This is a genomic window from Hypericibacter adhaerens (genome assembly GCF_008728835.1).
Taxonomy (GTDB): domain Bacteria; phylum Pseudomonadota; class Alphaproteobacteria; order Dongiales; family Dongiaceae; genus Hypericibacter; species Hypericibacter adhaerens.
On the sequence record NZ_CP042582.1, the window covers coordinates 5,247,783 to 5,269,460 of the forward strand.

Consider the following 21,678-nt stretch of genomic DNA (forward strand, 5'->3'; position numbering starts at 1 on the left):
GATCAGCCTCCGAAGGCGATGTCGAAGAGCGCGATGGCGGCGGCGAGCGCCAGCACGATGCAGAGGAAGCGCACGAGGATCAGCAGCGTCAGCTTCGCCGCCTCATGATGGATATAGTCTTCCACCACGACCTGGAGCCCCAGAAGCGCGTGCCAGAAGCCGGCGCCCAGCACCAGCAGCATCAGGCCGAAAGTGACCGGCGAGCCGAGCCATTCGACGGCGCCGGCACGATCGATGCCGGCATGGGCCACCAGCCCCGCCACCAGCCAGATCAGGAGCGGGATGAGGGCGAGCGCCGTGAGGCGCTGATACCACCAATGCTGCACTCCTTCCTTGGCCGAGCCCAAGCCGCGGACGCGGCCGAGCTCGCTGCGAAGATTCGTTCGCGATTTCGCCATCAGGGAAGATCCATCTGCCAATAGCCGAGACCCCAGGCGATGAGCGCGAGCACCAGGGCCGCCACCACCGCCGTCCAGCCCGTCAGCGACACGGTCTTCAGCTCGAAGCCCCAGCCGGCATCCCAGAAGAGGTGGCGGATGCCGTTCACCAAGTGGAAGAACAGGGCATAGGTCCAGCCGAACAGGAGGAGCCGGCCGATGACGGAGCCGATCAGGCTCTGCGCGGTCGCGAAGGCCTCGGGCCCGACCGCCGCGGCGATGATCCAATAGACCAGGAGCAGCGAGCCCACCGCGAGCGCCACGCCGGTGATGCGGTGCAGGATCGACAGCACCGAGGTGATCTGCGGGCGATAGACCTGGAGGTGGGGTGAAAGCGGCCGGTTCTGTGTCGCCATGGCGTGCGTGATTCTGAGCCTTTCTCGAGCCTTTCCGCGGCCCTTCGAGGGACTTTCTTGTAGCCCGGCGAGGGATTTAGACCCCGCGGGAAGGCAAGTCAATTGCACCCGCCCACGCCGTTCCGCAACCGCGAAATGTGGATAGCCGAGTGGAAACCCTGTGCGCAGATTGTGCAATTCTCCGCCAGCTATACACAGGAAAAATATGTCCGGCCTGTGAAACCACATTGCCCGGGGGGCGCGATTCGCCTCAAGCTTTCCTCAGCACGCGAAAGCGTCGGCTTGAGACCGCTCGCTGGATCATGGCGCAAGGCATGGACCGCCCCCGTCTGACGTGCCTCGGGGGCATATCGGGCGGTGAGCCCCATGCCGACGGTGCCGCCAGGCGCCCGCCATTCTTCGTGAGTTCGGGATCCGGCCGCAGGGGACGGGGAAAGCGCTTCGAGCCTTTCCGTCCGCGATCTGGCGCCGGCGGTTGCGGGATCGGCAGGCTGCCCTCGAGGCAGGGAGCCGGTCGAAACAGCCCCGGGGTGGCGCGGCGGGTCGCCCTCACACGAGCACTCGCCGACCCGGTCGGTCCCGATCGTCCCGTGCCTTTGGCCGAGGCGAAGAGGGACCTGAAAGACGGCGCCGGCACCTCCCCGCGCGAGCGGTCGGTCCGGATGCCGTCGGAAGAGCGTGCCTGGGCTGTCGGGTCCGGAGCCCATCCGGGACCAGGACGCAGGTGCCACCGGGCGGCTGGTCGGAGGGAGGACACGTACGGAGCCATTGGGTGCTCGGAAGGACCGGCCTCGCCCGAGACCGGTCGCTACCGAGGCGAAGGTCGAAGCTTGCGGTCGCTGGATGCCAGGTCCGGGCTTGCCGCGAAGATCGACCGGGAAAGACCCCGCCGTTTTTTCGTGCCGGAGCCCTTGCCGGCTCCGAGGGCGTCAGTCAGCACCCCGCTTGCCGGGGTGCGGCGCGCGGGATCTTTCGGGATCCCGCGCGCCTGACGCCTTGAATCCCCTTTAACATGCGCGAGTCGCGCGTTTCAACAAGATTTAGATCTCTGGCTGGCTGCGCCCTCAATATGTGGCGGCCACCACAAGCTAGAGGGGTGCCTCCGGGCGCGGGCGCCAGAGCATCTCGCGACGATAGGCCGGCAGCTCCCGCCATTCATTCGGGTGGGCGTTGAAGTCGGCCAGCACCCGTTCGATCACGGCGCCATCGCGGACCTGATTCCACTCCACGGGCGCCACCCGCTTGAACATGATGACATCGCCGGCGGCGACCGGCCGCGTGAGACCGCGGTCCATCTCGATCGCATAGCCCTGGCTGTCGCGTTGATAGGCGACGCGTCCCGCCGTCGTGCCGCTGCAGCCTGCGAGCGCCAGCAGCGCAAGACCGACCAGGAGAATTTGCCGGCGCGGCCTCATTCCTTCGGATCCTCACATGAGGGGCGGTTCGGCGATCGGGAACCAGAGCCGCTGTTCCTCGTAAGGCAGCATCTCCCGCCACTGGGCCGGGTTGGCGTTGAAGTCGTCGACGATCCGCTGGGCCGTCGCGGGATCGCGCACGCGGTTCCAATCCAGCGGCCCGACCTGCTTGAAGACGGCTACGTCGTCGGGCTTCACCGGCCGGACGCGGTTGCGCTGCATGTCGATCGCATAGTCGCCGTGGCTGTAAGCCACGTTGCCGGGACTGTTGAAGAAATCGCACCCCGCCAAGCTCAGAAGGGCCAGGGCGCCCGCCAGCAATCTTCGTCGCGTTGTCATGGCACGAACAGTCATGGCACGAAGATGGATCGTCAGCCGCGCCGGGGCAACAAGGCCCAATAGTCGAAATCGAGCACGACCGCGGGATCGGGATTGCCGTCGGCGGCCTTGTCCGGGAAGCCGGCGGCCGGCTGGTTCTTGGTCGCGACCAGCCGCAGCCGCAGCGCGCCGGCTTGCGGCGCGCCGTCCAGCTCCGCCTTCGCCAGCACCTCGCTCCAGGCATAGATCGTGTCGCCGGCGAAGCTCGGGTTGGTGTGGCGGCCGCCATTGATGGCGAGGAGCTTCAGCGCATTGCCGAGCCCGTTGACCGAGAGCGCGCGCGCCAGGCTGATGACATGGCCGCCATAGACGATGCGCCGGCCGAAGCGGCCGTCCTTCTCCGCATGCTGGTTGAAATGCACGCGCGCATTGTTCTGGTAAAGCCGCGTCGCGGTCATGTGGCAGGATTCCTCGATCGTCATCCCGTCCACATGGTCGATGCGCTCGCCGGGCTCGTAATCCTCCCAGCGATGCGGGGAACCGGTGACCGCCGGATCGAAATGCCGCAGGTCGAGCCCGCCGCCCACGTCGAGCGCCGTGCCCGGCAGGGCCGCGACCAGCTCGGGCACCGTCGCCGTTGGGGCGGGCGATTGCGGGTCGCGCTTGCGCACCAGCACCCAGCGCACATAGTCGACCACCATGGCGCCGCGCTGGTTGCGGCCGATCGAGCGCACATAGACCACGCCGGTCTGGCGGTTCGAGTTCTCCTTGAGCCCGATCACGGTCGAGGTGGCCGACAGCGTGTCGCCGGGATAGACCGGCGCGCCGAACGACCCTTGCGCGTAGCCGAGATTGGCGATGGCGTTGAGCGAGATGTCGGGAACGGTGCGGCCGAAGACGATGTGGAACACCAGCAGGTCGTCGAGCGGCGCCTGCGGCAGGCCCAGCGCCTTCGCGAAGGCGTCGGAGCTGGGAAGCGCGAAGCGGCTGCCGGTCAGCGCCGTATAGAGCGCCACGTCGCCGGCGGTGACGGTGCGCGGAACCGCATGGCGGATCTCCTGGCCGAAGCGGAAATCCTCGAAGAAATTGCCGGCGCTGGTCTTGGCGGAGGCGGTCATCGCGATCCGCCCCTCCCCCTTACCCCCTCCCGCAAGGGGAGGGGGTTTGATGTTTGCAGCTTCCCGCCCCCTCCCCTTGCGGGAGGGGGCAGGGGGAGGGGTGAGGCCGCTCGTTGCTCGAACATATGAGCGATCACCGCGCGCCGTCGCCGCCTTCGCGCGCGGCGATGGCCTCGGCGAGCTCGACGATGCGCCGCGCATTCAGCACATGGAGATTCTCGATCAGCTTGCCGTCGAGCACGACGATGCCGCGCCCGCCGGCCACCGCGTCCGCATGGGCCGCGATGATGCGGCGCGACCATTCCACCTCGGCCGGCGCCGGTGCGAAGGCCGTGTTGGCGGCGGCGATGGTCTTGGGATGGATCAGGGTCTTGCCGTCGAATCCCATCTCGGCACCCTGGCGGCAGGCCGCCTCGAAGCCGGCATCGTCATCGAGATCGAGATGGACGCCGTCGAGGATCGCGAGGCCGTAGGCGCGCGCCGCCAGCATGCAGAGCCCGAGGCTGGTGACGAGCGGCAGGCGGTCGCGCGTATGGACGGCGTGCAGGTCCTTGGTCAGGTCCGAGGTGCCCATGACGAAGCATTGCACGCGCCGCGAGGAACCCGCGATCTCCTCGACATTCAGCATTGCGCGCGGCGTTTCCATCATGCACCAGAGGGCGAGGTCCTCGGGGGCGCCGTTCGCCACCAGCACGGTCTCGGCCTGGCGCACGGTTTCGACGCTCTCGACCTTGGGGATCAGGATCGCGGCGGCACCGGCCTCGGCCACCGCGGCCAGATCGCCATAGCCCCAGGGGGTGTTGAGGCCATTGACGCGGATCACCACCTCGCGCGCGCCATAACCGCCGGCCTTGACCGCGTTCACCACCTGGATGCGGGCGTCGCGCTTGGCCTCGGGCGCCACCGCATCCTCGAGATCCATGATCAGCACATCGGCCGGCAGGGTCTTGCCCTTCTCCAGGGCGCGAAGATTGGAGCCGGGGGTATAGAGCGCGCTGCGGCGCGGGCGGGTGGATTGGAACATGCCGTCATTCCCTGACAGAAAAAAATGAATAGCCGCCGGCCCGGGTCCGGCCGGCCGCCGGAAGCCCGCGACTATAGCGAAACCGCGAGACGGGAACAGCGGCCGGCATCCGGCGGTTCCCCGCGGGAGGCGCCGCCGGGGGCTCGATTGTCACCGTGACACCCGCGGAAATGCTGGCTTTTTTGGCCCTCCGGACGCTCCTGCCGCCTTCCCAGCCGAGGGCTTCGCATGGGAGAGTGCGCGCTTCATCCGAGGGCTTCATGAACATCCTGTCGATCTCGTCGCGCGTCACCTACGGCCATGTCGGCCATGCCGCCTCCGTCTTCTGCCTGCAGCGTCTGGGCCACGAGGTCTGGCCGGTCGAGACCACGCTGCTGTCGAACCATCTGGGCTATCCCGCCTGGGGCGGACGCCAGCTCGCGACCGAGGAGGTGGCGATGGTGCTGGACGGGCTCGAGCGGCTCGGCGTCTATGGCAGCGTCGATGTCTATGCGACGGGCTTCCTCGGCAAGGCGCCGCAGCTCGCGGTCGAGACCCTCGGCAAGCTGCGCCGCCAGCGCCCCGACATGCTCTATGCGCTGGACCCGGTGATGGGCGAGCGCCAGGGCGGGCTCTATGTGCCGGCCGAGACCGCCGCGCTCATCAAGCGCGAGCTCCTGGCCGAAGCCGATCTCACCTTCCCCAACATCTTCGAGCTCGACTATCTCTCCGGCAGCCGGGTCGAGACGCTCGAGGACGCGATCAAGGCCTGCGCGGCGATCCGCGCGCAAGGACGGCCCGATCTCACCGTGATCGCCACCGGCATCGAGCGCGTCGACGGCAACCCGCAGGCGATCGAGACCATGGCGGTGGGGCCGCAAGGCGTGTTTCTCGCCACCGCGCGGCGTCACGCGCTCAAGGCGCATGGCACCGGCGACTGCTTCGCCGCCCTCTTCCTCGGCCATTATCTCAAGAACGAGCGCAACCTCGAAGCCTCGCTCGGCATCGCCGCCAGCGCCATGGCCGCGGTGGTCGAGGCGACCGGCGACGCGATGGAGCTGGCGCTCGTCGCCGCGCAGGACGCCTTCGCGAACCCGCCGAAGAAGGCGGTGCTGCAGCGGTTGGGGTAGGGCGCGCGATCTACTGTTTGTTGTCCCCTCCCCCGGAACGGGGGAGGGCTAGGGAGGGGGCTGCGCGATACCAGATACCGAGCGGCCCCCTCCTTAATCCTCCCCCGCCGTGCGGGGGAGGAAACAATGAGTCAGAACCTCAGAGATAATTCTCCGCCAGATGCTCCGCGATCTGCACGGCGTTGAGCGCCGCGCCCTTGCGGAGATTGTCGGAGACCACCCAGAGCGAGAGGCCGTTCGGCACGGTGGGATCGGCGCGCAGACGGCTGACGAAGGTCGCATCGTCGCCGACGCATTCGACCGGCGTGATATAGCCGCCGGGCTCGCGGCGATCCTCGACGATGATGCCGGGGGCACCCGAGAGCGCCTCAAAGGCCTCTTCGACCGAGATCGGGTTCTCGAACTCGAGATTGACCGCTTCCGAATGGCCGACGAAGACCGGCGCGCGCACGCAGGTCGCCACCACCTCGATCTCGGGATCGAGGATCTTCTTGGTCTCGACCTTCATCTTCCACTCCTCCTTGGTCGAGCCGTCCTCCATGAAGACGTCGATCTGCGGAATGAGGTTGAAGGCGATCTGCTTCGGGAATTTGTGCTTCTCGATGGGCGCCGCCATGTAGATGGCGCGCGTCTGGTTGTAGAGCTCGTCCATCGCCTCCTTGCCGGCGCCCGAGACCGACTGGTAGGTCGCGACCACCACGCGCTTGATGCGCGCCAGGTCGTGCAGCGGCTTCAGCGCCACCACCATCTGGATGGTCGAGCAGTTCGGATTGGCGATGATGTTGCGCCTGGTGTAACCCGCGATCGCGTCCGGATTGACCTCGGGCACCACCAGCGGGATCTCGGGATCCATGCGGAAATGCGAGGTGTTGTCGATCACGACGCAGCCGGCCTTGGCGGCGCGCGGCGCATGGATGGCCGAGACCTTGGCGCCCGGCGAGAACAGGCCGATATCGCAGCCCTTGAAATCGAACTTGGCGAGGTCCTGGCATTTCAGGATCTCGTCCTCGCCGAAGGAGACGTCCTTGCCAACGGACCGCTCCGACGCCAAGGCGACGACCTCGTCGACCGGAAACTCGCGGTCGGCCAGCGTCTGTAGCATTTCTCGGCCGACATTGCCGGTGGCACCGACGACCGCTACCTTGTAACCCATTGTCTGCTCGCTCTTCTCTGAGGGTGAGGGTGAATTAGGACCGAACTCCGTCCGGCGCAAGCGCCGACGGGTGGGTGGGATGAGGGCGCGAGGTCGCACCCCGATGGCATCTGCCGCGATGAGCTATGCCGAGTTCTGGCCGCGCTATCTCAAGGCGCATGGCAAGCCCCGGACGCGGCTTTTGCATGTGATCGGCACCAGCCTCGCCATCGCCAGCCTGGCCTGGGCCGCGATCGCGCTCGATTGGCGCCCGCTCGTCGCCGTGCCGATCCTGGGCTACGGCTTCGCCTGGGCGGCGCATTTCCTGGTCGAGGGCAATCGTCCTGAAACCTTCGGTCATCCGTTCTATTCGCTCTTCAGCGATCTCCGCATGTGGGGCCTGTGGGTGACGGGGCGTCTCGATCGCGAGCTGTCGCGGCTGGGCCTGGGCGCCCGGTGAGGGGCATCGCGGACCCCAGAAACTCGAAGGGCCGCCCCTTTGAGGGGCGGCCCTTGCGTCAGCTCCGTTCGGAGTGAATGCGCTCAGCCGCCCACGCCGCTCTCCGGCTTGGTGGTGTCCGTCTTGGTGGTGGTGTCGGCAACCGTCGAAGGCACGGGGGCCTGGGACGATGCGCTCGTGGTGTGCGATGCGCCGCAATCGGCGTTGGCCGCGCCGCCGGCAAGGCCCAGCGCGAACAATCCGACCAGAAGGGTCATGGTCCAACGGGACATGGCAGCCTCCTCGACAGGGTTGACAGAGGGGCCACGCTAAACGATGGCCGCGGGTTCTGTCGAGAAATTATCCGCCGGAACCGGTCACGGTCGGGTTAACGGGTGTCGCACCGGGGGCGGTCGCCTGCGGCTGCCCTTGATTCTGGAATTGCAAGGCAGGCGGCTTAATTGTCCCGTATTTCTTGAGGTAATAGGCCTTGGGCCCGCCGCAGCCGCAGGGCGCGGCCTCTTCGGCCGCCGCTGCGGCTGCCGTCGTCGCCGGGGGCACGGCCGTACCGGCGCCCGAGCCGCTGTCGGCCCAGACCGCGATGCCGCCGCCCAGCGCCGCCAGCAGGGCCAGCGCCAGGATGAAGAGCCCGTTTTTCCTCGTCAGGGTCATGGCCGGCAGCTTACCCAGGCCCGGGGGCCGGAGTCACGGGGGGAGCCTCAGGCCTCGCCCTTGGGATCGTGGCGGTGATAGACGCAGGCGAGCTTGTTGCCGTCCGGGTCGCGGACATAGGCGACATAGAAGCTGGGCTCGTAATAGGGCCGCGTGCCGGGCTCGCCCTCGTCGGCGCCGCCATGGGCGAGCGCCGCCTTGTGGAAGGCGACGACCTCGGCCTCGTTGCGGGCCCTGAGCGCGATCATGGTGCCGTTGCCATGGCCGGGTGCCTTGCCGTCGAAGGGCTTGCAGATCCAGAAGCTCACGCCCTCGTCATAGCTGGGTCCCCAGCCGGCCCAGCCCTCCGCCGCGTCATGGGACCGCGCATAGCCGAGGGCGCCGAAGACCGCGTCATAGAAGGCGGCCGAACGGGCGAAATCGCTCACGCCCACCGTCGTGTAGAGAATCAGCGACATGCCCTTCCTCCTGCTTGCGGGGCGACCCAAGGGATAGGAACGGCGATCGCCTGGAATCGATCCAGGCCCCAGCTCAGGCGGCGAGCTTGTCGAGCTCCTTCAGCACCGCGTCGCCCATGCCGGCGGTCGAGACCTTGGTGGCGCCGGGGGTCATGATGTCGCCCGTGCGGATGCCGGCGCCGAGCGCGTTCGAGACCGCCTTCTCGAGCAGATCCGCATCGGCGCCGAGCGCGAAGGAATAGCGCAGCATCATGGCGAGCGAGAGGATGGTCGCGAGCGGGTTCGCCAGGTCCTTGCCGGCGATGTCGGGCGCACTGCCATGGACCGGCTCGTAGAGCGCGCGGCGCCGGCCGCGTGCGTCGGCGGCGCCCAGCGAGGCCGAGGGCAGCATGCCGAGCGAGCCCGTCAGCATCGCCGCGCAGTCGGAGAGCAGGTCGCCGAAGAGATTGTCGGTCACGATCACGTCGAACTGCTTGGGCTGGCGCACCAGCTGCATCGCGCAATTGTCGGCATACATGTGCGAGAGCTCGACATCCTTGTAGTCCGCGTCGTGGAGCTTCTGCACCTCCTCGCGCCAGAGCACGCCCGATTCCATCACGTTGGCCTTCTCGACCGAGCAGACCTTCCGGCCGCGCAGCCGCGCGAGATCGAAGGCGACCCGCGCCACGCGCTGGATCTCGGGCGTGGTGTAGACCTGCGTGTTGATGCCGCGGCGCGTGCCGTCGGGCAGGGTCTCGATGCCGCGCGGCTTGCCGAAATAGACGCCGCCGGTCAGCTCGCGCACGATCATGATGTCGAGCCCGTCGACCAGCTCGCGCTTCAGGGAAGAAGCGTCCGCCAAGGGCCCGAACACGATCGCGGGCCGGAGGTTGGCGAAGAGCTCCATGTCCTTGCGCAGCCGCAGCAGGCCGCGCTCGGGCTTCTTCTCGAAGGGCAGGCTGTCCCATTTCGGCCCGCCGACGGCGCCCAGCAGCACCGCGTCGGCTTCCATCGCCTCGCCCATGGTCTCGTCGGTCAAGGGCGTGCCGTGCTTGTCGTAGGAACACCCGCCGACCAGGCCGTGGTTGACGCCGAAGCTGACCGCGCGGCGCTTGGCATACCAGTCGAGCACGCGCTCGACCTGGCGCATCACTTCGGGGCCGATGCCGTCGCCGGCGAGGATCAGGAGCTTCTTGTTGGCAGCCACGGGAGAGTTCCTCGGAAGAGAGGGTGGGTCACGCCGCCCGGCGCGGTCTCAAGGGCGCGCCGGGCGGGCTCGATGGAAAGGGACGGAAGCGGGCGGAGCGGCGACTCAGAGCCAGGGCTGATCGAGCTTGCGCTTCGCCTCGAAGCTGTCGATGGCCGAGGCCTTCTGCATGGTGAGGCCGATATCGTCGAGGCCGTTGAGCAGGCAATGCTTGCGGAAGGCGTCGATCTCGAAATGGATCTTGCCGCCGTCGGGGCCGGTGATCTCCTGCTTCTCGAGATCGATCGAGATGATGGCGTTGGCGCCGCGCTGGGCGTCGTCCATCAGCTTGTCGACCTCGCTCTGCGGCAGCTTGATCGGCAGGATGCCGTTCTTGAAGCAGTTGTTGTAGAAGATGTCGGCGAAGCTCGGCGCGATCACGCAGCGGATGCCGAAATCCATGATCGCCCAGGGCGCATGCTCGCGGCTCGAGCCGCAGCCGAAATTCTCGCCCGCCACCAGGATCGAGGCCTTGCGGTAGGCCGGCTGGTTCAGCACGAAATCCGGCTTCTCCTTGCCCTCGATCGTATAGCGCATCTCCTCGAAGAGATGCTTGCCGAGCCCGGTGCGCTTGATGGTCTTCAGGAACTGCTTCGGGATGATCATGTCGGTATCGACATTGATCATCGGCAGGGGGGCCGCGACGCCGCGGAGCGTGGTGAATTTCTGCATCGGATCACCTCGGGGGAGGCCGCGGGGGCGAGGGGCTCTTAAGGGGCCGGCCCCGGCGGCGGAGACCCGTGGTTTTAGCCCCTGGACCGGCGGATTACCAGGGTCTTGGCCAGCATGTCATGCAGACCTTGCTTGCGCGGCGTGAAGGCCACCATCAGGAAACCGATCAGGAACAGGCCGAAAGAGAGGATCTTCGCGAAAAAACGGCCGCTGGCCTGGGCGAAGCTGACACGGTCGCCGTCGAGATCGATGACCTGGAGCGAAAGGGCCATCTTGCCGAGAGTCGCCTGCTTCGGGCCGCTCTCCATGAGGGCCGCGTAGAGCCAGCTTCCGAGGAACAGGATGACTGCCCCCAGCGAGTTGTATTCGAGCTCGGCGCCGATCCCCATGACGCTCTCGGGCACCGAGATATCGCCCATGCCGACCTTCTCATAGACCGGGATCACGAAGCTCAGGACCGCCATCACCGCATTGACGATGACGGCATCGATCAGGGAAGCGACCACCCGACGCCAGAATCCGCCATAGCGCAAGGCTCCCGCCCCGCCCTGTTCCATCATCGCCCGCCCATCTGCTGTTTCCTTGCCGCCGCTTAATCTTCTTGGTCAACCGTGGCTTGCGGGCCGGACAGGACCGTCCGGTCTTCGCGCGAGGACCGCCGGCCCGACCTGGGACCAGCCGGCGGAGCATAGGGCAAAGCTGCCGCCTTGGGCAGATGGCTGCGCCAAGAGGGTTAACGCCCCTCTCGCGCTCCCGTAACCGCGTCGCGGGGGGTCAGAGCGGCGGCAGACGCAAAGTCACCTCGGCACCGCCCTGCGGCGCATCGCCGATCTCGAGGCGGCCGCCATGCGCGCTCATGATGCGCTGGACGATCGCGAGCCCCAGCCCGGCACCGGGCCCCTGGGCGCGCCGCCCGCGATAGAAGCGCTGGGTCACGCGGGCGCGATCGGCGGGCGCGAAACCGGCGCCACGGTCGCGCACCGCGATGCTGGCGCCGCGGCCGGGCGAGGGCGCGGTCAGATGGATCTCGACCGCCGTATGCGCGGGCGCATGGGCGAGCGCGTTCTCCACCAGGTTGCGCAGCGCGCGGCGCAGGGCCGCCGCATCGCCGTGAACGGTGACCGGCCGTTCCGCGCCCTGCAGGAGCAGCTCGCGGTTCTTCGTCAGCGCCAGGGGCGCCATCGCCAGGACGAGATCGAGGGCCAGGGCCGCGAGATCGACATCGTCGCCGACATGAAGGTCGCGCGCCTCGAGCTCGGCCACCGCCAGCATCTGATCGACCAGGCGGCGCATGCCCGCCAGGTCCTGCTTCAAGGATGCCGCGGCCGCCTTGTCGGGCAGGGTCTCGATATGGGCCGAGAGCACCGCGAGCGGCGTGCGCAGCTCATGCGCGGCGTCGGCGGCGAATTCGCGCTGATGGCGGAAGCCCTCGGCCAGCCGGTCGAGCGCGTCGTTGACCGACGCCACGAGCGGCACCAGCTCGGCCGGCAGATCGTCGCTCGGCAGGCGCACGCCCGTCTCGCGCGGCGTGATGCTCGCGGCCGCCTGGGCCACGCGGCCCAGCGGCGCCAGGCTGCGCCGGATGGTCCAGATCCCGACCAGCAGCGCCGCGACCAGGACCGGCAGCAGCAGCGGCAGGATCTCGTCGCCCCATTCGTTCACGATGCCGTCGATGAGGCCCGGCACATGGCCGTTCAGCATGACATCGAGCAGCAGGAGCCCCGAGGCCGTGTCGACGCGGCCGCTGAGCACCGACACCTGCAGCGGGTTCTGGCCGTCGGCCGGAGGCGGCGGTTTCTGCAGCCCCTCCCAGTCGGGCGAGACGGCAAGCACGCTGTCCTGCTCGTCGCGGACGCGATAGGCGAAGCGGATGTCCGGCGGCAGCCCGACGGCCAGGCGTCCGTCGGGCTCGCGCGCGATCGCGTCCGCCAGCATCCGCAGATCGGCCTGGAGCGTCTCGGCCGTCACCTCGGTGCGGTCGTCGCGGCTGTTGATGTAGGGCAGCAGGGCCGCGATCAGGAACGCCGCGACGAAGAGGCCGCCCAGCCGCCAGGCGAGACGCGACGCCATGCTGCCGGAGGAACGGCGCGAGGATTCCGACGTGACGGAGGGACGCGGCTCCGGCGCGACGGCGGTCATGCGTCGCCGTCGGCCATCAGATAGCCGATGCCGCGCAGCGTGTGGATCTGCGCGCTGGCGCCCGCCTCGGCCAGGCGCCGGCGCAGCCGCGAGACCAGCACCTCGAGCGCGTTCGGCTCGACCTCGCCGGCGAGGCCGTAGATCGCGTTCTCCAGCGCCGATCTGGCGATCGCGCGGCCGCTGCGCCGGATCAGCGCCTCGAGCAGGTCGGTTTCGCGCCGCCCCAACGCCAGCGTCTCGCCGCCGACGGTGACGGTGCGGTTCTCGGCGTCGAAGCGGAGATTGCCGAGCTCGATGTCGCGGCCGAGCACGGCGCCCGGCCGGCGCAGCAGCGCCCGCAGCCGCGCCGCGAGCTCGGCGATCTCGAAGGGCTTGATCAGGTAGTCGTCGGCGCCGCCATCGAGGCCCTTGACCCGGTCGCCCAGCTCGCCCCGCGCAGTGGTGACGAGGATGGGCGTGGCGTCGTTCCTCGCCCGCAGGCGCTTCAGCAGATCGAGCCCGTCGCCATCGGGCAGCCCCAGATCGAGCAGGATAGCGTCGAACCGCATCGTCGCGAGGGCCGCCTCCGCATCCTCGATCGATCCGACATGATCGACCGCGAATCCCTCCGCCCCCAATCCCTTCGCCAGGAACAGGGCGAGACGGTCATTGTCCTCGATGAGCAGCAGGCGCATGGGCTCGCGGGCGGGTGGTTTCGCGGACGCGCTACTCTGCACCGCGCATCGGGGCTTTAGCGAGGCGAAAGCGGGGGCGCGAGCCACCCGCGAATGGGATCGATTCGCGGGTGGCGGATCGCCGGCGGTCGATCGGTTCCTAGAGTCCCAGGAGCTTCTTCGCCTTGTCCACCTGGCTGATGCAATCCTCCTCGTCGCCCTCGTCGGCCAGCTCGTCCTTCGCCTCGGCCAGATAGTTGAGCGCCTTCTCCTTCTTCGCGGCGTCGGCCTGCTGGTTGGCGGCCTGGGTCACGGCCGCGATCTCCTTCTCGCAGCTCGGCCCCTCCGCCCAGGCCGGCGACAAGGCACAGGCGAATCCCAAACCGAGGATCGCGGCGGCGAAGCCCAGCGTGGCGACGGAAGGAGCGAGGGTGCGGATGATGGACATGATGATCGAACCTCCTTGGGGGATGGGGAAGCGCCGTTCCGATCCGGATCGGCGCCAGGAGGGTGCGCAGACGCGCCTGTCGCGAAGCTGACGGACGGCGAGGGCCCGCTTGCTAGTGCAAGAGCTTTGTCACATCCGCGACCGGGACCACGAGCCCGCCCCGCGTGCGCCAATCGCGGCGGCGGACGACGCGGTAGCCGCAGCGCTCGTAGAAGGGCAGGGCCGAGAGACTGGCGCCGATCCCGACCGCGCGGTGTCCCGTTCTCGCGATTTCCCCCTCCGCCAGGCCCAGCAGGCGGCGCGCGATGCCGCGGCCCGCGAAACCGGGCAGAACGTAGAGGGCGATCACCTCGTCGCCATGCCAGGAGCAGAAGGCCACCACGCCGGCGCCATCGGCCTCGGCCAGCAATATCCGCTCGCCCCACTCGTCCATCGCCCGGCGATAGCGGTCGGGATAGAGGCCGCTCGCCCAGCTCTCCAGATCGGCGCGCGAATAGACGGGATGCCGGATGCCGCGGATGGAGTCGCGATGCACCCGCTCGATGAAGGGCGCATCGCCGGGGGTGGCGGGGCGGATGCGGATGAGGGTCGAAGACATGGACGGAGTCTGTCCCTTCCTCCCTTGCGGGGGAAGGTCAGGACCTGTCCTCCGTAGCGCGAAGAGCGAAGGAGGAAGGGGGACGACACGATCTCGGGACCGCGCAGCTCCCTCCCTGACCCTCCCCCGCGAGGGGGAGGGGATACGGAGTGCGCTACTTCAGCGTCCGGATGTCCGTCAGATGGCCCGTCACCGCCGCCGCCGCGGCCATGGCGGGGCTCACCAGGTGGGTGCGGCCGCCGCGGCCCTGGCGGCCTTCGAAATTGCGGTTCGAGGTCGAGGCGCAGCGCTCGCCGGGCTCGAGCCGGTCGGGATTCATCGCCAGGCACATGGAGCAGCCGGGCTCGCGCCATTCGAAGCCGGCCTCGATGAAGATCTTGTCGAGGCCCTCGGACTCCGCCTGCTCCTTCACCAGGCCGGAGCCCGGCACCACCATGGCGTTGACATGGCTCGCGACCTTGCGGCCCTTCGCGACCTTGGCCACCTCGCGCAGGTCCTCGATGCGGCCGTTGGTGCAGGAGCCGATGAAGACGCGGTCGATCTTGACCTGGCTCAGGGGCGTGCCGGGCTCGAGCCCCATATAGTCGAGCGAGCGCTTCATCGCGTCGCGCTTGCTGGCATCGGTGATCTTCTCCGGATCCGGCACCTGGCCCGTAATCGGCAGCACATCCTCGGGGCTCGTGCCCCAGGTCACCTGCGGGACGATGTCGGCCGCCTTCAACACGACCTCGCGGTCGTATCTGGCGCCGGGATCGGAGGGCAGCGTGCGCCAATAGGCGACCGCCTGCTCCCAGACAGCGCCCTTGGGCGCCATCGGCCGGCCCTTCACATACTCGAAGGTGGTCTCGTCGGGCGCGATCAGGCCGGCGCGCGCACCCGCCTCGATCGACATGTTGCAGACCGTCATGCGGCCTTCCATCGAGAGCGCGCGGATCGCGTCGCCGGCATATTCGATGACATGGCCGGTGCCGCCCGCGGTGCCGATCTTGCCGATGATGGCGAGGATCATGTCCTTGGCGGTCACGCCCAGCGGCAGCTGGCCTTCGACCGTGATGCGCATGTTCTTGGCCGGCGCCATGATCAGCGTCTGGGTCGCCAGCACATGCTCGACCTCGGAAGTGCCGATGCCGAAGGCGAGCGCGCCGAAGGCGCCGTGGGTCGAGGTATGGCTGTCGCCGCAGACGATGGTCTGGCCCGGCTGGGTCAGGCCCTGCTCCGGACCGATGATATGGACGATGCCCTGGCGGATGTCGTTCATCGAGAAATAGGGCACGCCGAATTCGGCGCAGTTCTTCTCGAGGGTCTCGATCTGGATGCGCGATTCCGGCTCGGCGATGCCCTTGGAGCGGTCGGTCGTCGGCACGTTGTGATCGGCCACGGCCAGCGTCGCTTCCGGCCGGCGCACCTTGCGGCCGGCGGTGCGCAGGCCCTCGAAGGCCTGCGGGCTGGTCACCTCATGGACAAGGTGACGGTCGATATAGATCAGGCAGGTGCCGTCCTCCTGGCGATCGACCAGGTGCTTGTCCCAGATCTTGTCGTAGAGCGTGCGCGGTGCGGCCATGGCGGTGTTCTCGACTCCAAGCTGTCATCGCCGGACTTGATCCGGCAATCCATTCCTCGACGGGCTCAGGACGAGGTCCTCGCGGTGAGCCTGTCGAACCATGGATGCCCGGCTCGGGGGCCGGGCATGACATCAACAAAATAATGGGTGCGTGGCGGTGCGAACGCAACCCGCCACGCCGGCCCTCAGGCTTCCGTGCTCTCGGCGGCGCCCGTCTCCTCGCCGGCGCCCGAGCGCTCGGTGATGCGGGCGGCCTTGCCGCGACGGCCGCGGAGGTAATAGAGCTTGGCCCGGCGGACATCGCCGCGGCGCACCAGCTCCACCGAATCGACCCGCGGGCTGAACAGCGGGAACACGCGTTCCACGCCTTCGCCGTACGAGATCTTGCGCACGGTGAAGGAGGAGTTCAGGCCGGCATTTCGCCGCGCAATGCAGACGCCCTCGAACGCCTGGATGCGCTCGCGCTGGCCCTCGATCACCTTCACGTTCACGCGCACCGTATCGCCGGGGCGGAACTCCGGCAGCTTCGCCGCCGAGGCCAGCTTCTTCACCTGGCTCTTTTCAACTTCCTGCAACGTCGTCATCGCTTGGCTTCCTTCTTCTTGCTATCGGTTTGGCGCTCGAGGTAGCGGGCCCAGAGGTCGGGCCGCCTCGCGCGCGTGATCTCCTCCGCCTGCTGGCGGCGCCAGCGGCGGATATTCTCGTGATGGCCGGAGAGCAGAACCTCCGGCACGGCGCGGCCCTGCCATTCGGCGGGCCGGGTGTAATGCGGGTATTCGAGCAGACCCGCTTCGAAACTCTCTTCGTCGAGCCCTTCCGGCGCGCCCATGACGCCTGGCAGCAGGCGCACCACCGCATCGATCAGCACGATCGCCGCAGGCTCGCCGCCCGACAGCACGTAATCGCCGATGCTGATCTCCTCGACCTCGCGCGCCTCCAGCACCCGCTGATCGACCGCCTCGTAACGGCCGCAGAGCAGCGTCACCTTGGGCCGGCCGGCGAGCTCGCGCACCAGCGCCTGGTCCAGGACCCGGCCGCGGGGCGTCAGATAGATCGCCCGCTCGCCCGGCGCCAGGACCGCCTCGAGGGCCGCGTCGATCACGTCGGGGCGCATCACCATGCCGGGGCCGCCGCCGAAAGGCGTGTCGTCGACCGAGGCGTGGCGGCCGCCGGCGAATTGCCGGATGTCGACCGCGTCGAGCGCCCAGAGGCCGGCCTCGAGCGCCTTGCCGGCGAGCGACAGACCCAGCGGTCCCGGAAACATCTCCGGGAAGATCGTCAGCACGCTGGCGCGCCAGCGCGTCGTCTGGCTGCTCATGACGGGGCTGCTCATCGCCGATCCTTGCGCGTCGGTCGGGGTCTTGGCTGCCATCATCCGCGCGCCTCCACCTCGTCCGGCGGGTCAGCCACCAGCCGCCCGCCCGCGAGATCGACCACCGGGACCGCGCGCTTGGTGAAGGGCAGCATCAGGCTGCCGTGCTCGCCCTCGACCTCCAGCACGTCGCCCGCGCCGAAATTGAGCACGGCCTTGACCCGGCCCAGCCGCCGTCCGTCGCGCGTCTCGACCTCCAGGCCCACCAGATCGGCCTGGTAGAACTCGTCGTCGGCCGCGATTTCCGGCAGCGCCTCGCGGGGCACGAACAGCTTGGTGCCCTTGAGCGCCTCGGCCGCGTCGCGATCGGCGACGCCTTCGATCCTGGCGATCACGCCATCCTTCGCCTGGCCCTGCAGGGTCAGGCGGAAGCGGCGGGCACCCCGCTCGTCACTCACCTCGCCATAGGACGCGATGCTCGTCGGCTCGGCGGTAAAGCTCTTGACGCGAACGAGGCCGCGCACGCCGTGCGCGGCGGCGATCACGCCCACCAGCACCCGTGCCTTGCCTGCTTCGCTCATGTCGAGACCTGCCGCCATGATGTCCGAGGATCTGTCCCTGGGTTTCCGCTCGCGCCGTCCTGACCGGCCCGCTTACTGGGCCGGTGCCTCGGCGGCCTTGGCCTTCGCGTCGGCCGCGGCCGCGGCGCGCTCCTGCGCCTTCTTCTTCGGCAGGTGCTTGGTGGTCTGCACATGCTGCTTCGGCTTCTCGGCGAGACCAATCTCGGCGAGGAAGCCCTGGACGCGCTCCGACGGGGTGGCGCCCATCTTCAGCCAATGCTCGACGCGCTCCTTCTTGAGGGTGACGCGGTTGCCGCCCTCGCGCGGGAGAAGCGGATTGTAGGTGCCGACCTTCTCGAGGAAGCGGCCGTCGCGCGGGCTGCGGGAGTCCGCCACGACGATGCTGTAGAAGGGGCGCTTCTTGGCGCCGCCGCGGCTCATGCGAATCTTAAGCGACATGTGTCTCGTTGCTCCTCAGGTTCGTTCGTCTGTTCGGTTTGGGTTCGATTGGATCAATGCACTCGGGCCCATCTCCTTCGGGCCAATCTCACTCCGGATCGTGGCAGACCGCCTGCAGCTTGTTGCCGTCGGGGTCGCGCACATAGGCGGCGTAGTAGTTCGCGTGATAGTGGGGCCTCAGGCCCGGCTTGCCTTCATCCTTGCCGCCCTGCGACATCGCCGCGGCATAAAACTGGTCGACCGCCTTGCGGTTGGGCGCGTTGAACGCGACATGGACGCCGTTGCCGGAGACCGCCAGGCGGCCGTCGAACGGCTTCACGATCCAGACCGGCGCGCCCTGGGTGTCGATGTCCTTGCGGCCATAGCCATAGGCCTCGCCCTCGTAAGGATAGAGCAGCGAGAGCCCCAAGGGCGCCAGCACCGCGTCATAGAAGCGGCAGGAGCGCGTGAAATCGTTGCTGCCGAGCGTCACATGCGAGAAGCATCCGTTGGGCCGCGTCATGATCCCTGCTCCCTCATCCGCGCGGCATGATGGACTGGATGCCGTGGCGCATCAGGCCCTTCTGCCCCATCTTGCCCATCTGCTTCATCATGCGCGCCATTTCCTGATGCTGCTTCAGGAGCTTGTTGACCTCCTGCACCGTGGTGCCGGAGCCGGCGGCGATGCGCTGCTTGCGTGAGGCCTTGATCAGGTCGGGATTCTTGCGCTCCTTGCGCGTCATCGAGGAGAGGATGGCGCGCTGGCGGCCGATCACCTTGTCGTCGATCTTGGCGTTCTTCATTTGCGCCTTGATCTTGGCGACGCCCGGCAGCATGCCGAGGATGTCGCCGAGCCCGCCCATCTTCTGCAGCTGCTTCAGCTGATCGGCCAGGTCGTCGAGATCGAACTGGCCCTTCTGCATCTTCTTGGCGAGGCGCTCGGCCTCGGCCTGCTCGATGGTCTCGGCCGCCTTCTCGACCAGGCTGACCACGTCGCCCATGCCGAGGATGCGGCCCGCGATGCGGTCGGGATGGAAGTCCTCGAGCGCGTCGAGCTTCTCGCCGATGCCGAGCAGCTTGATCGGCTGGCCGGTGACGGCCCGCATCGAGAGCGCCGCACCGCCGCGCGCATCGCCATCGACGCGCGTCAGCATGATGCCGGTGACGCCGATACGGTCCTGGAAGGTCTTGGCGACGTTGACCGCGTCCTGGCCGGTCATGGCGTCGGCAACGAGGAGCGTCTCGATCGGCTTGGTCGCGGTCTTGATCGCCGCGATCTCGTCCATGAGCTCTTCGTCGATATGGAGACGCCCGGCGCTGTCGAGCATCAGCACGTCATAGGCTTCGAGCGTCGCGGTCTGGACCGCGCGCTTGGCGATCGCGAGCGGCGGCTCGCCCGCCACGATGTTGAGCGTCTTGACCTCGGCCTGCTGGCCCAAGGTCGCCAATTGCTGCTGCGCCGCGGGCCGGCGCGTGTCGAGCGAGGCCATCAGCACGCGCTTGCGGTCGCGGCGCGTGAGCCGCATCGCGATCTTGGCGGTGCTGGTCGTCTTGCCCGAGCCCTGCAGGCCCACCATGAGGATCACGGCCGGCGGCGTGGTGGCGAGATTGATGCCCTCGGCCGCCGAGCCCAGCGCCTCGACCAGATGATCGTGGACGATCTTCACCACCATCTGGCCCGGCGTGATGCTCTTGAGCACCGCCTCGCCGACCGCCGCCTCGCGCACCTTGGCGATGAAGTCCTTCACCACCGGCAGCGCCACGTCGGCCTCGAGCAGGGCCACGCGGACCTCGCGCAGCGCTTCGTCGACATCGCCCTCGGAGAGGGCGCCGCGCCGGGTCAGCCGCTCGAAGGCGCCGGACAGTTTCTGGGAAAGGCTCTCGAACATCGTCGGTCTGGGAAGCCCGGTGGTTTAAATGTGCGGATTCGGGTCTCGAAAAACGCGGGCCGTCAGCCCAAAAGCGCCAACGGGCCTGTGACCCAAAACGACTTCGCGCCCGTGCGCGAAACTCGCGGACGGGCGGGGCCCCTCGGGGCCGGGTCGTCGCCTTGGATTGAAGGCGGGCGGAACATAGAGGGCGGGGGCGGGGGCGTCAAGGAAAGCGGGGCCGTCAGCGCGCCATCGGTGTGCAGGGATGACTTCGATCCGAGAAGCAAATTGGCCTTGACTTTGTTCCTGATTTGTTCTAATCTGCGCTGCAATTTCGCGCGGGTCAGCAGTGCCGCGATGCTGACCCCCACGTTACCCCACAAATATACTGAAATCATAATCTTAGTTGCCTGCCGCCATGCCCGAGGCGGCGCCTGCAGGATACTCCATGACAGAGATCGCCATCGTGACCGGCGCCGAAGCCACCTATGCCGGGATGCTGTGGGAGATTAGCCGGTAGGCTCTTTGTCGCTTTTTACCAGCCGCATGGGCTTTATTTTGGCCGCCACCAGCCGGGGCGGCTTTACGGCTGTATTTCTGGTTCAGTGTCTAACCGCTACCGGTTACCATACGCTTCGCTTAATTGATGGATAGTGATCAAATTCCCTTGGCAAGACGCGAGACTAGCTTGATCTAAGGCTAATTGAATGGCCTTATGGCCATGCAATTATCAGGGGATAATTGTCCAAACTTGCCACGTCTTCGGGCCTTGTTAACAGGCCCTTGGTACCCATGTTCAAGGCCCATGCCCTGCGGTTTCTCGGTCGAATTGCCGTAGTCAGTGGGGGCGCCCAGGGGCTAACTTGGTTATTGGGCGTCTATGATGAGGTAACCACATGGTTGGAAGACCACCGGGTTATCGTCGTCTTTGGGTTGATCTTCTTTGGCGTATGGTCCCTGTTCGTGTGGGATCTAGAGCGCCACAAATTGAAAAGAGAATTTGAAGCCGCCAGAAAGGTGAGAAGACGCCGACGGGGATGACCCCGTCGCGCTAGCAATGATGAGGCCGACGAATGTCAACTGACATCGCCATTGTTTTGGGAGCCATCGCTATTGCGGCGTTTGCTTACCCACTCATCATGCGGGCAATCGCGCGCGCTGTTCAGCCCTCCAGGCTGGAGATGGCGGCGCTCGGTGATGAATTGCTTGGTTCTCCGTATGTCAGCGATGATGACAAGAATACCATCGAGGCAATGCTGGGAGATGCATTCAACTGGCGCAACATGGTTTTATTGGCCCTCCTGCTTCCGCTTCGCGCGCCAGCGTTCATTTTGAATCGATCCAAGGCCGAACGGCATTGGCCCAAAATTTCAGATGACGCAACGCGCGCGAAATTTGAGCGCTTTATGGGTCTTGGCATTCGTTCAGATTCCGCAGCCAACCCAATTTTCGCGCTGATTTGTGGCGTAGAAGTTGCGCTATTGACCGTATTGATGGTGCCGCTTGGGAAAGTCTCCTGGCAATTGCCCCTTTTCGTGAATACCACGAGAGAATCAGAGCGGTTGCTAGCTAAGCGTTTCTGCTAAGAACCTCGCACAATAGCGACTCTTCAGCCGGCAATCGTGACCATCGGTCGCCGCATCCGTAGGTGCGTTTGCTACTTAATGCCGCAAATATGCTGAAATCAAAATCCTAGTTGTCTGCCGCCAAGCCCGAGGCGGCC

27 protein-coding genes are annotated in these 21,678 nt (G+C 67.3%); 3 read left to right on the plus strand and 24 right to left on the minus strand.

All coding sequences use genetic code 11. The features are described 5' to 3' along the window. Positions 1-2 precede the first annotated feature (2 nt). From sdhD to FRZ61_RS23530, 6 genes are all read right to left on the minus strand, one after another. The gene (gene sdhD, locus FRZ61_RS23505) at positions 3-398 is read right to left on the minus strand and encodes a succinate dehydrogenase, hydrophobic membrane anchor protein (RefSeq protein ID WP_151120033.1); all 396 of its coding nucleotides are present in this window, start codon (positions 396-398) and stop codon (positions 3-5) included. Then, entirely contained in the window at positions 398-793 is a 396-nt protein-coding gene (sdhC, locus tag FRZ61_RS23510; RefSeq protein WP_151120035.1) for a succinate dehydrogenase, cytochrome b556 subunit, read from the minus strand. The genes sdhD and sdhC overlap by 1 nt, the downstream gene beginning before the upstream one ends. 1,088 nt (positions 794-1,881) lie before the next feature. Beyond that, positions 1,882-2,208 carry a hypothetical protein gene (locus FRZ61_RS23515; RefSeq protein ID WP_151120037.1) on the minus strand — a complete coding sequence of 109 codons (327 nt, stop codon included), beginning with the start codon at positions 2,206-2,208 and terminating at the stop codon, positions 1,882-1,884. Between the two features lie 12 nt (positions 2,209-2,220). Further along, positions 2,221-2,547: a hypothetical protein gene (locus tag FRZ61_RS23520; RefSeq protein ID WP_151120039.1), complete on the minus strand. Its 327-nt coding sequence runs from the start codon at positions 2,545-2,547 to the stop codon at positions 2,221-2,223. A 32-nt stretch (positions 2,548-2,579) separates the two neighbouring features. Next, entirely contained in the window at positions 2,580-3,644 is a 1,065-nt protein-coding gene (locus FRZ61_RS23525) for a MaoC family dehydratase (RefSeq protein ID WP_151120041.1), read from the minus strand. Positions 3,645-3,777: 133 nt separating this feature from the next. Then, a complete protein-coding gene (locus tag FRZ61_RS23530) occupies positions 3,778-4,668 on the minus strand; it encodes an HpcH/HpaI aldolase/citrate lyase family protein (protein WP_151120043.1) in 891 nt (296 codons plus the stop codon). A gap of 260 nt (positions 4,669-4,928) precedes the next feature. On the opposite strand from FRZ61_RS23530, the gene pdxY reads away from it, so the two are divergent. Further along, positions 4,929-5,777: a pyridoxal kinase gene (pdxY, locus tag FRZ61_RS23535; RefSeq protein ID WP_191909185.1), complete on the plus strand. Its 849-nt coding sequence runs from the start codon at positions 4,929-4,931 to the stop codon at positions 5,775-5,777. A gap of 139 nt (positions 5,778-5,916) precedes the next feature. Here the strand turns inward: pdxY and FRZ61_RS23540 are convergent, their stop codons facing one another. Beyond that, the gene (locus FRZ61_RS23540; protein WP_151120046.1) at positions 5,917-6,930 is read right to left on the minus strand and encodes an aspartate-semialdehyde dehydrogenase; all 1,014 of its coding nucleotides are present in this window, start codon (positions 6,928-6,930) and stop codon (positions 5,917-5,919) included. A 103-nt stretch (positions 6,931-7,033) separates the two neighbouring features. On the opposite strand from FRZ61_RS23540, the gene FRZ61_RS23545 reads away from it, so the two are divergent. Further along, entirely contained in the window at positions 7,034-7,369 is a 336-nt protein-coding gene (locus FRZ61_RS23545) for a DUF962 domain-containing protein (RefSeq protein WP_151120047.1), read from the plus strand. Positions 7,370-7,452: 83 nt separating this feature from the next. Here the strand turns inward: FRZ61_RS23545 and FRZ61_RS23550 are convergent, their stop codons facing one another. From FRZ61_RS23550 to ffh, 17 genes are all read right to left on the minus strand, one after another. After that, complete coding sequence (locus FRZ61_RS23550) at positions 7,453-7,641, minus strand: hypothetical protein (protein WP_151120048.1); 189 nt, start codon at positions 7,639-7,641, stop codon at positions 7,453-7,455. A gap of 67 nt (positions 7,642-7,708) precedes the next feature. Beyond that, positions 7,709-8,020, minus strand: a complete 312-nt coding sequence (locus FRZ61_RS23555; protein ID WP_151120049.1) for a hypothetical protein — start codon at positions 8,018-8,020, stop codon at positions 7,709-7,711. A 47-nt stretch (positions 8,021-8,067) separates the two neighbouring features. Then, the gene (locus FRZ61_RS23560) at positions 8,068-8,478 is read right to left on the minus strand and encodes a VOC family protein (RefSeq protein WP_151120050.1); all 411 of its coding nucleotides are present in this window, start codon (positions 8,476-8,478) and stop codon (positions 8,068-8,070) included. Between the two features lie 73 nt (positions 8,479-8,551). Next, positions 8,552-9,607, minus strand: a complete 1,056-nt coding sequence (gene leuB / locus FRZ61_RS23565) for a 3-isopropylmalate dehydrogenase (protein ID WP_407657951.1) — start codon at positions 9,605-9,607, stop codon at positions 8,552-8,554. Between the two features lie 162 nt (positions 9,608-9,769). Then, positions 9,770-10,375 (minus strand): 3-isopropylmalate dehydratase small subunit, encoded by a 606-nt coding sequence (gene leuD, locus FRZ61_RS23570; RefSeq protein WP_151120053.1) that lies wholly within the window; start codon positions 10,373-10,375, stop codon positions 9,770-9,772. A gap of 74 nt (positions 10,376-10,449) precedes the next feature. Beyond that, positions 10,450-10,935, minus strand: a complete 486-nt coding sequence (locus FRZ61_RS23575; RefSeq protein ID WP_151120055.1) for an RDD family protein — start codon at positions 10,933-10,935, stop codon at positions 10,450-10,452. A gap of 214 nt (positions 10,936-11,149) precedes the next feature. Then, complete coding sequence (locus FRZ61_RS23580) at positions 11,150-12,514, minus strand: sensor histidine kinase (RefSeq protein ID WP_151120056.1); 1,365 nt, start codon at positions 12,512-12,514, stop codon at positions 11,150-11,152. Beyond that, the gene (locus tag FRZ61_RS23585; RefSeq protein ID WP_151120058.1) at positions 12,511-13,188 is read right to left on the minus strand and encodes a response regulator transcription factor; all 678 of its coding nucleotides are present in this window, start codon (positions 13,186-13,188) and stop codon (positions 12,511-12,513) included. The genes FRZ61_RS23580 and FRZ61_RS23585 overlap by 4 nt, the downstream gene beginning before the upstream one ends. A 139-nt stretch (positions 13,189-13,327) precedes the next feature. After that, positions 13,328-13,615 (minus strand): hypothetical protein, encoded by a 288-nt coding sequence (locus tag FRZ61_RS23590; protein WP_151120059.1) that lies wholly within the window; start codon positions 13,613-13,615, stop codon positions 13,328-13,330. 112 nt (positions 13,616-13,727) lie between these two features. Continuing rightward, on the minus strand, positions 13,728-14,213 hold the full coding sequence (locus tag FRZ61_RS23595; RefSeq protein WP_151120061.1) for a GNAT family N-acetyltransferase: 486 nt from the start codon (positions 14,211-14,213) through the stop codon (positions 13,728-13,730). A gap of 154 nt (positions 14,214-14,367) precedes the next feature. Continuing rightward, entirely contained in the window at positions 14,368-15,774 is a 1,407-nt protein-coding gene (leuC, locus tag FRZ61_RS23600; protein ID WP_151120062.1) for a 3-isopropylmalate dehydratase large subunit, read from the minus strand. A 185-nt stretch (positions 15,775-15,959) separates the two neighbouring features. Continuing rightward, positions 15,960-16,358: a 50S ribosomal protein L19 gene (rplS, locus tag FRZ61_RS23605; protein ID WP_151120064.1), complete on the minus strand. Its 399-nt coding sequence runs from the start codon at positions 16,356-16,358 to the stop codon at positions 15,960-15,962. Next, positions 16,355-17,092: a tRNA (guanosine(37)-N1)-methyltransferase TrmD gene (gene trmD, locus FRZ61_RS23610; RefSeq protein WP_151120955.1), complete on the minus strand. Its 738-nt coding sequence runs from the start codon at positions 17,090-17,092 to the stop codon at positions 16,355-16,357. The genes rplS and trmD overlap by 4 nt, the downstream gene beginning before the upstream one ends. Before the next feature lie 53 nt (positions 17,093-17,145). Continuing rightward, the gene (gene rimM / locus FRZ61_RS23615; RefSeq protein WP_151120066.1) at positions 17,146-17,667 is read right to left on the minus strand and encodes a ribosome maturation factor RimM; all 522 of its coding nucleotides are present in this window, start codon (positions 17,665-17,667) and stop codon (positions 17,146-17,148) included. Between the two features lie 72 nt (positions 17,668-17,739). After that, entirely contained in the window at positions 17,740-18,105 is a 366-nt protein-coding gene (gene rpsP / locus FRZ61_RS23620) for a 30S ribosomal protein S16 (RefSeq protein WP_151120068.1), read from the minus strand. A gap of 88 nt (positions 18,106-18,193) precedes the next feature. Further along, positions 18,194-18,607 carry a VOC family protein gene (locus FRZ61_RS23625; RefSeq protein ID WP_151120069.1) on the minus strand — a complete coding sequence of 138 codons (414 nt, stop codon included), beginning with the start codon at positions 18,605-18,607 and terminating at the stop codon, positions 18,194-18,196. A gap of 13 nt (positions 18,608-18,620) precedes the next feature. Then, entirely contained in the window at positions 18,621-19,973 is a 1,353-nt protein-coding gene (ffh, locus tag FRZ61_RS23630; RefSeq protein ID WP_151120070.1) for a signal recognition particle protein, read from the minus strand. A 1,055-nt stretch (positions 19,974-21,028) separates the two neighbouring features. On the opposite strand from ffh, the gene FRZ61_RS23635 reads away from it, so the two are divergent. Further along, the gene (locus FRZ61_RS23635) at positions 21,029-21,541 is read left to right on the plus strand and encodes a hypothetical protein (RefSeq protein WP_151120071.1); all 513 of its coding nucleotides are present in this window, start codon (positions 21,029-21,031) and stop codon (positions 21,539-21,541) included. Positions 21,542-21,678 lie beyond the last annotated feature (137 nt).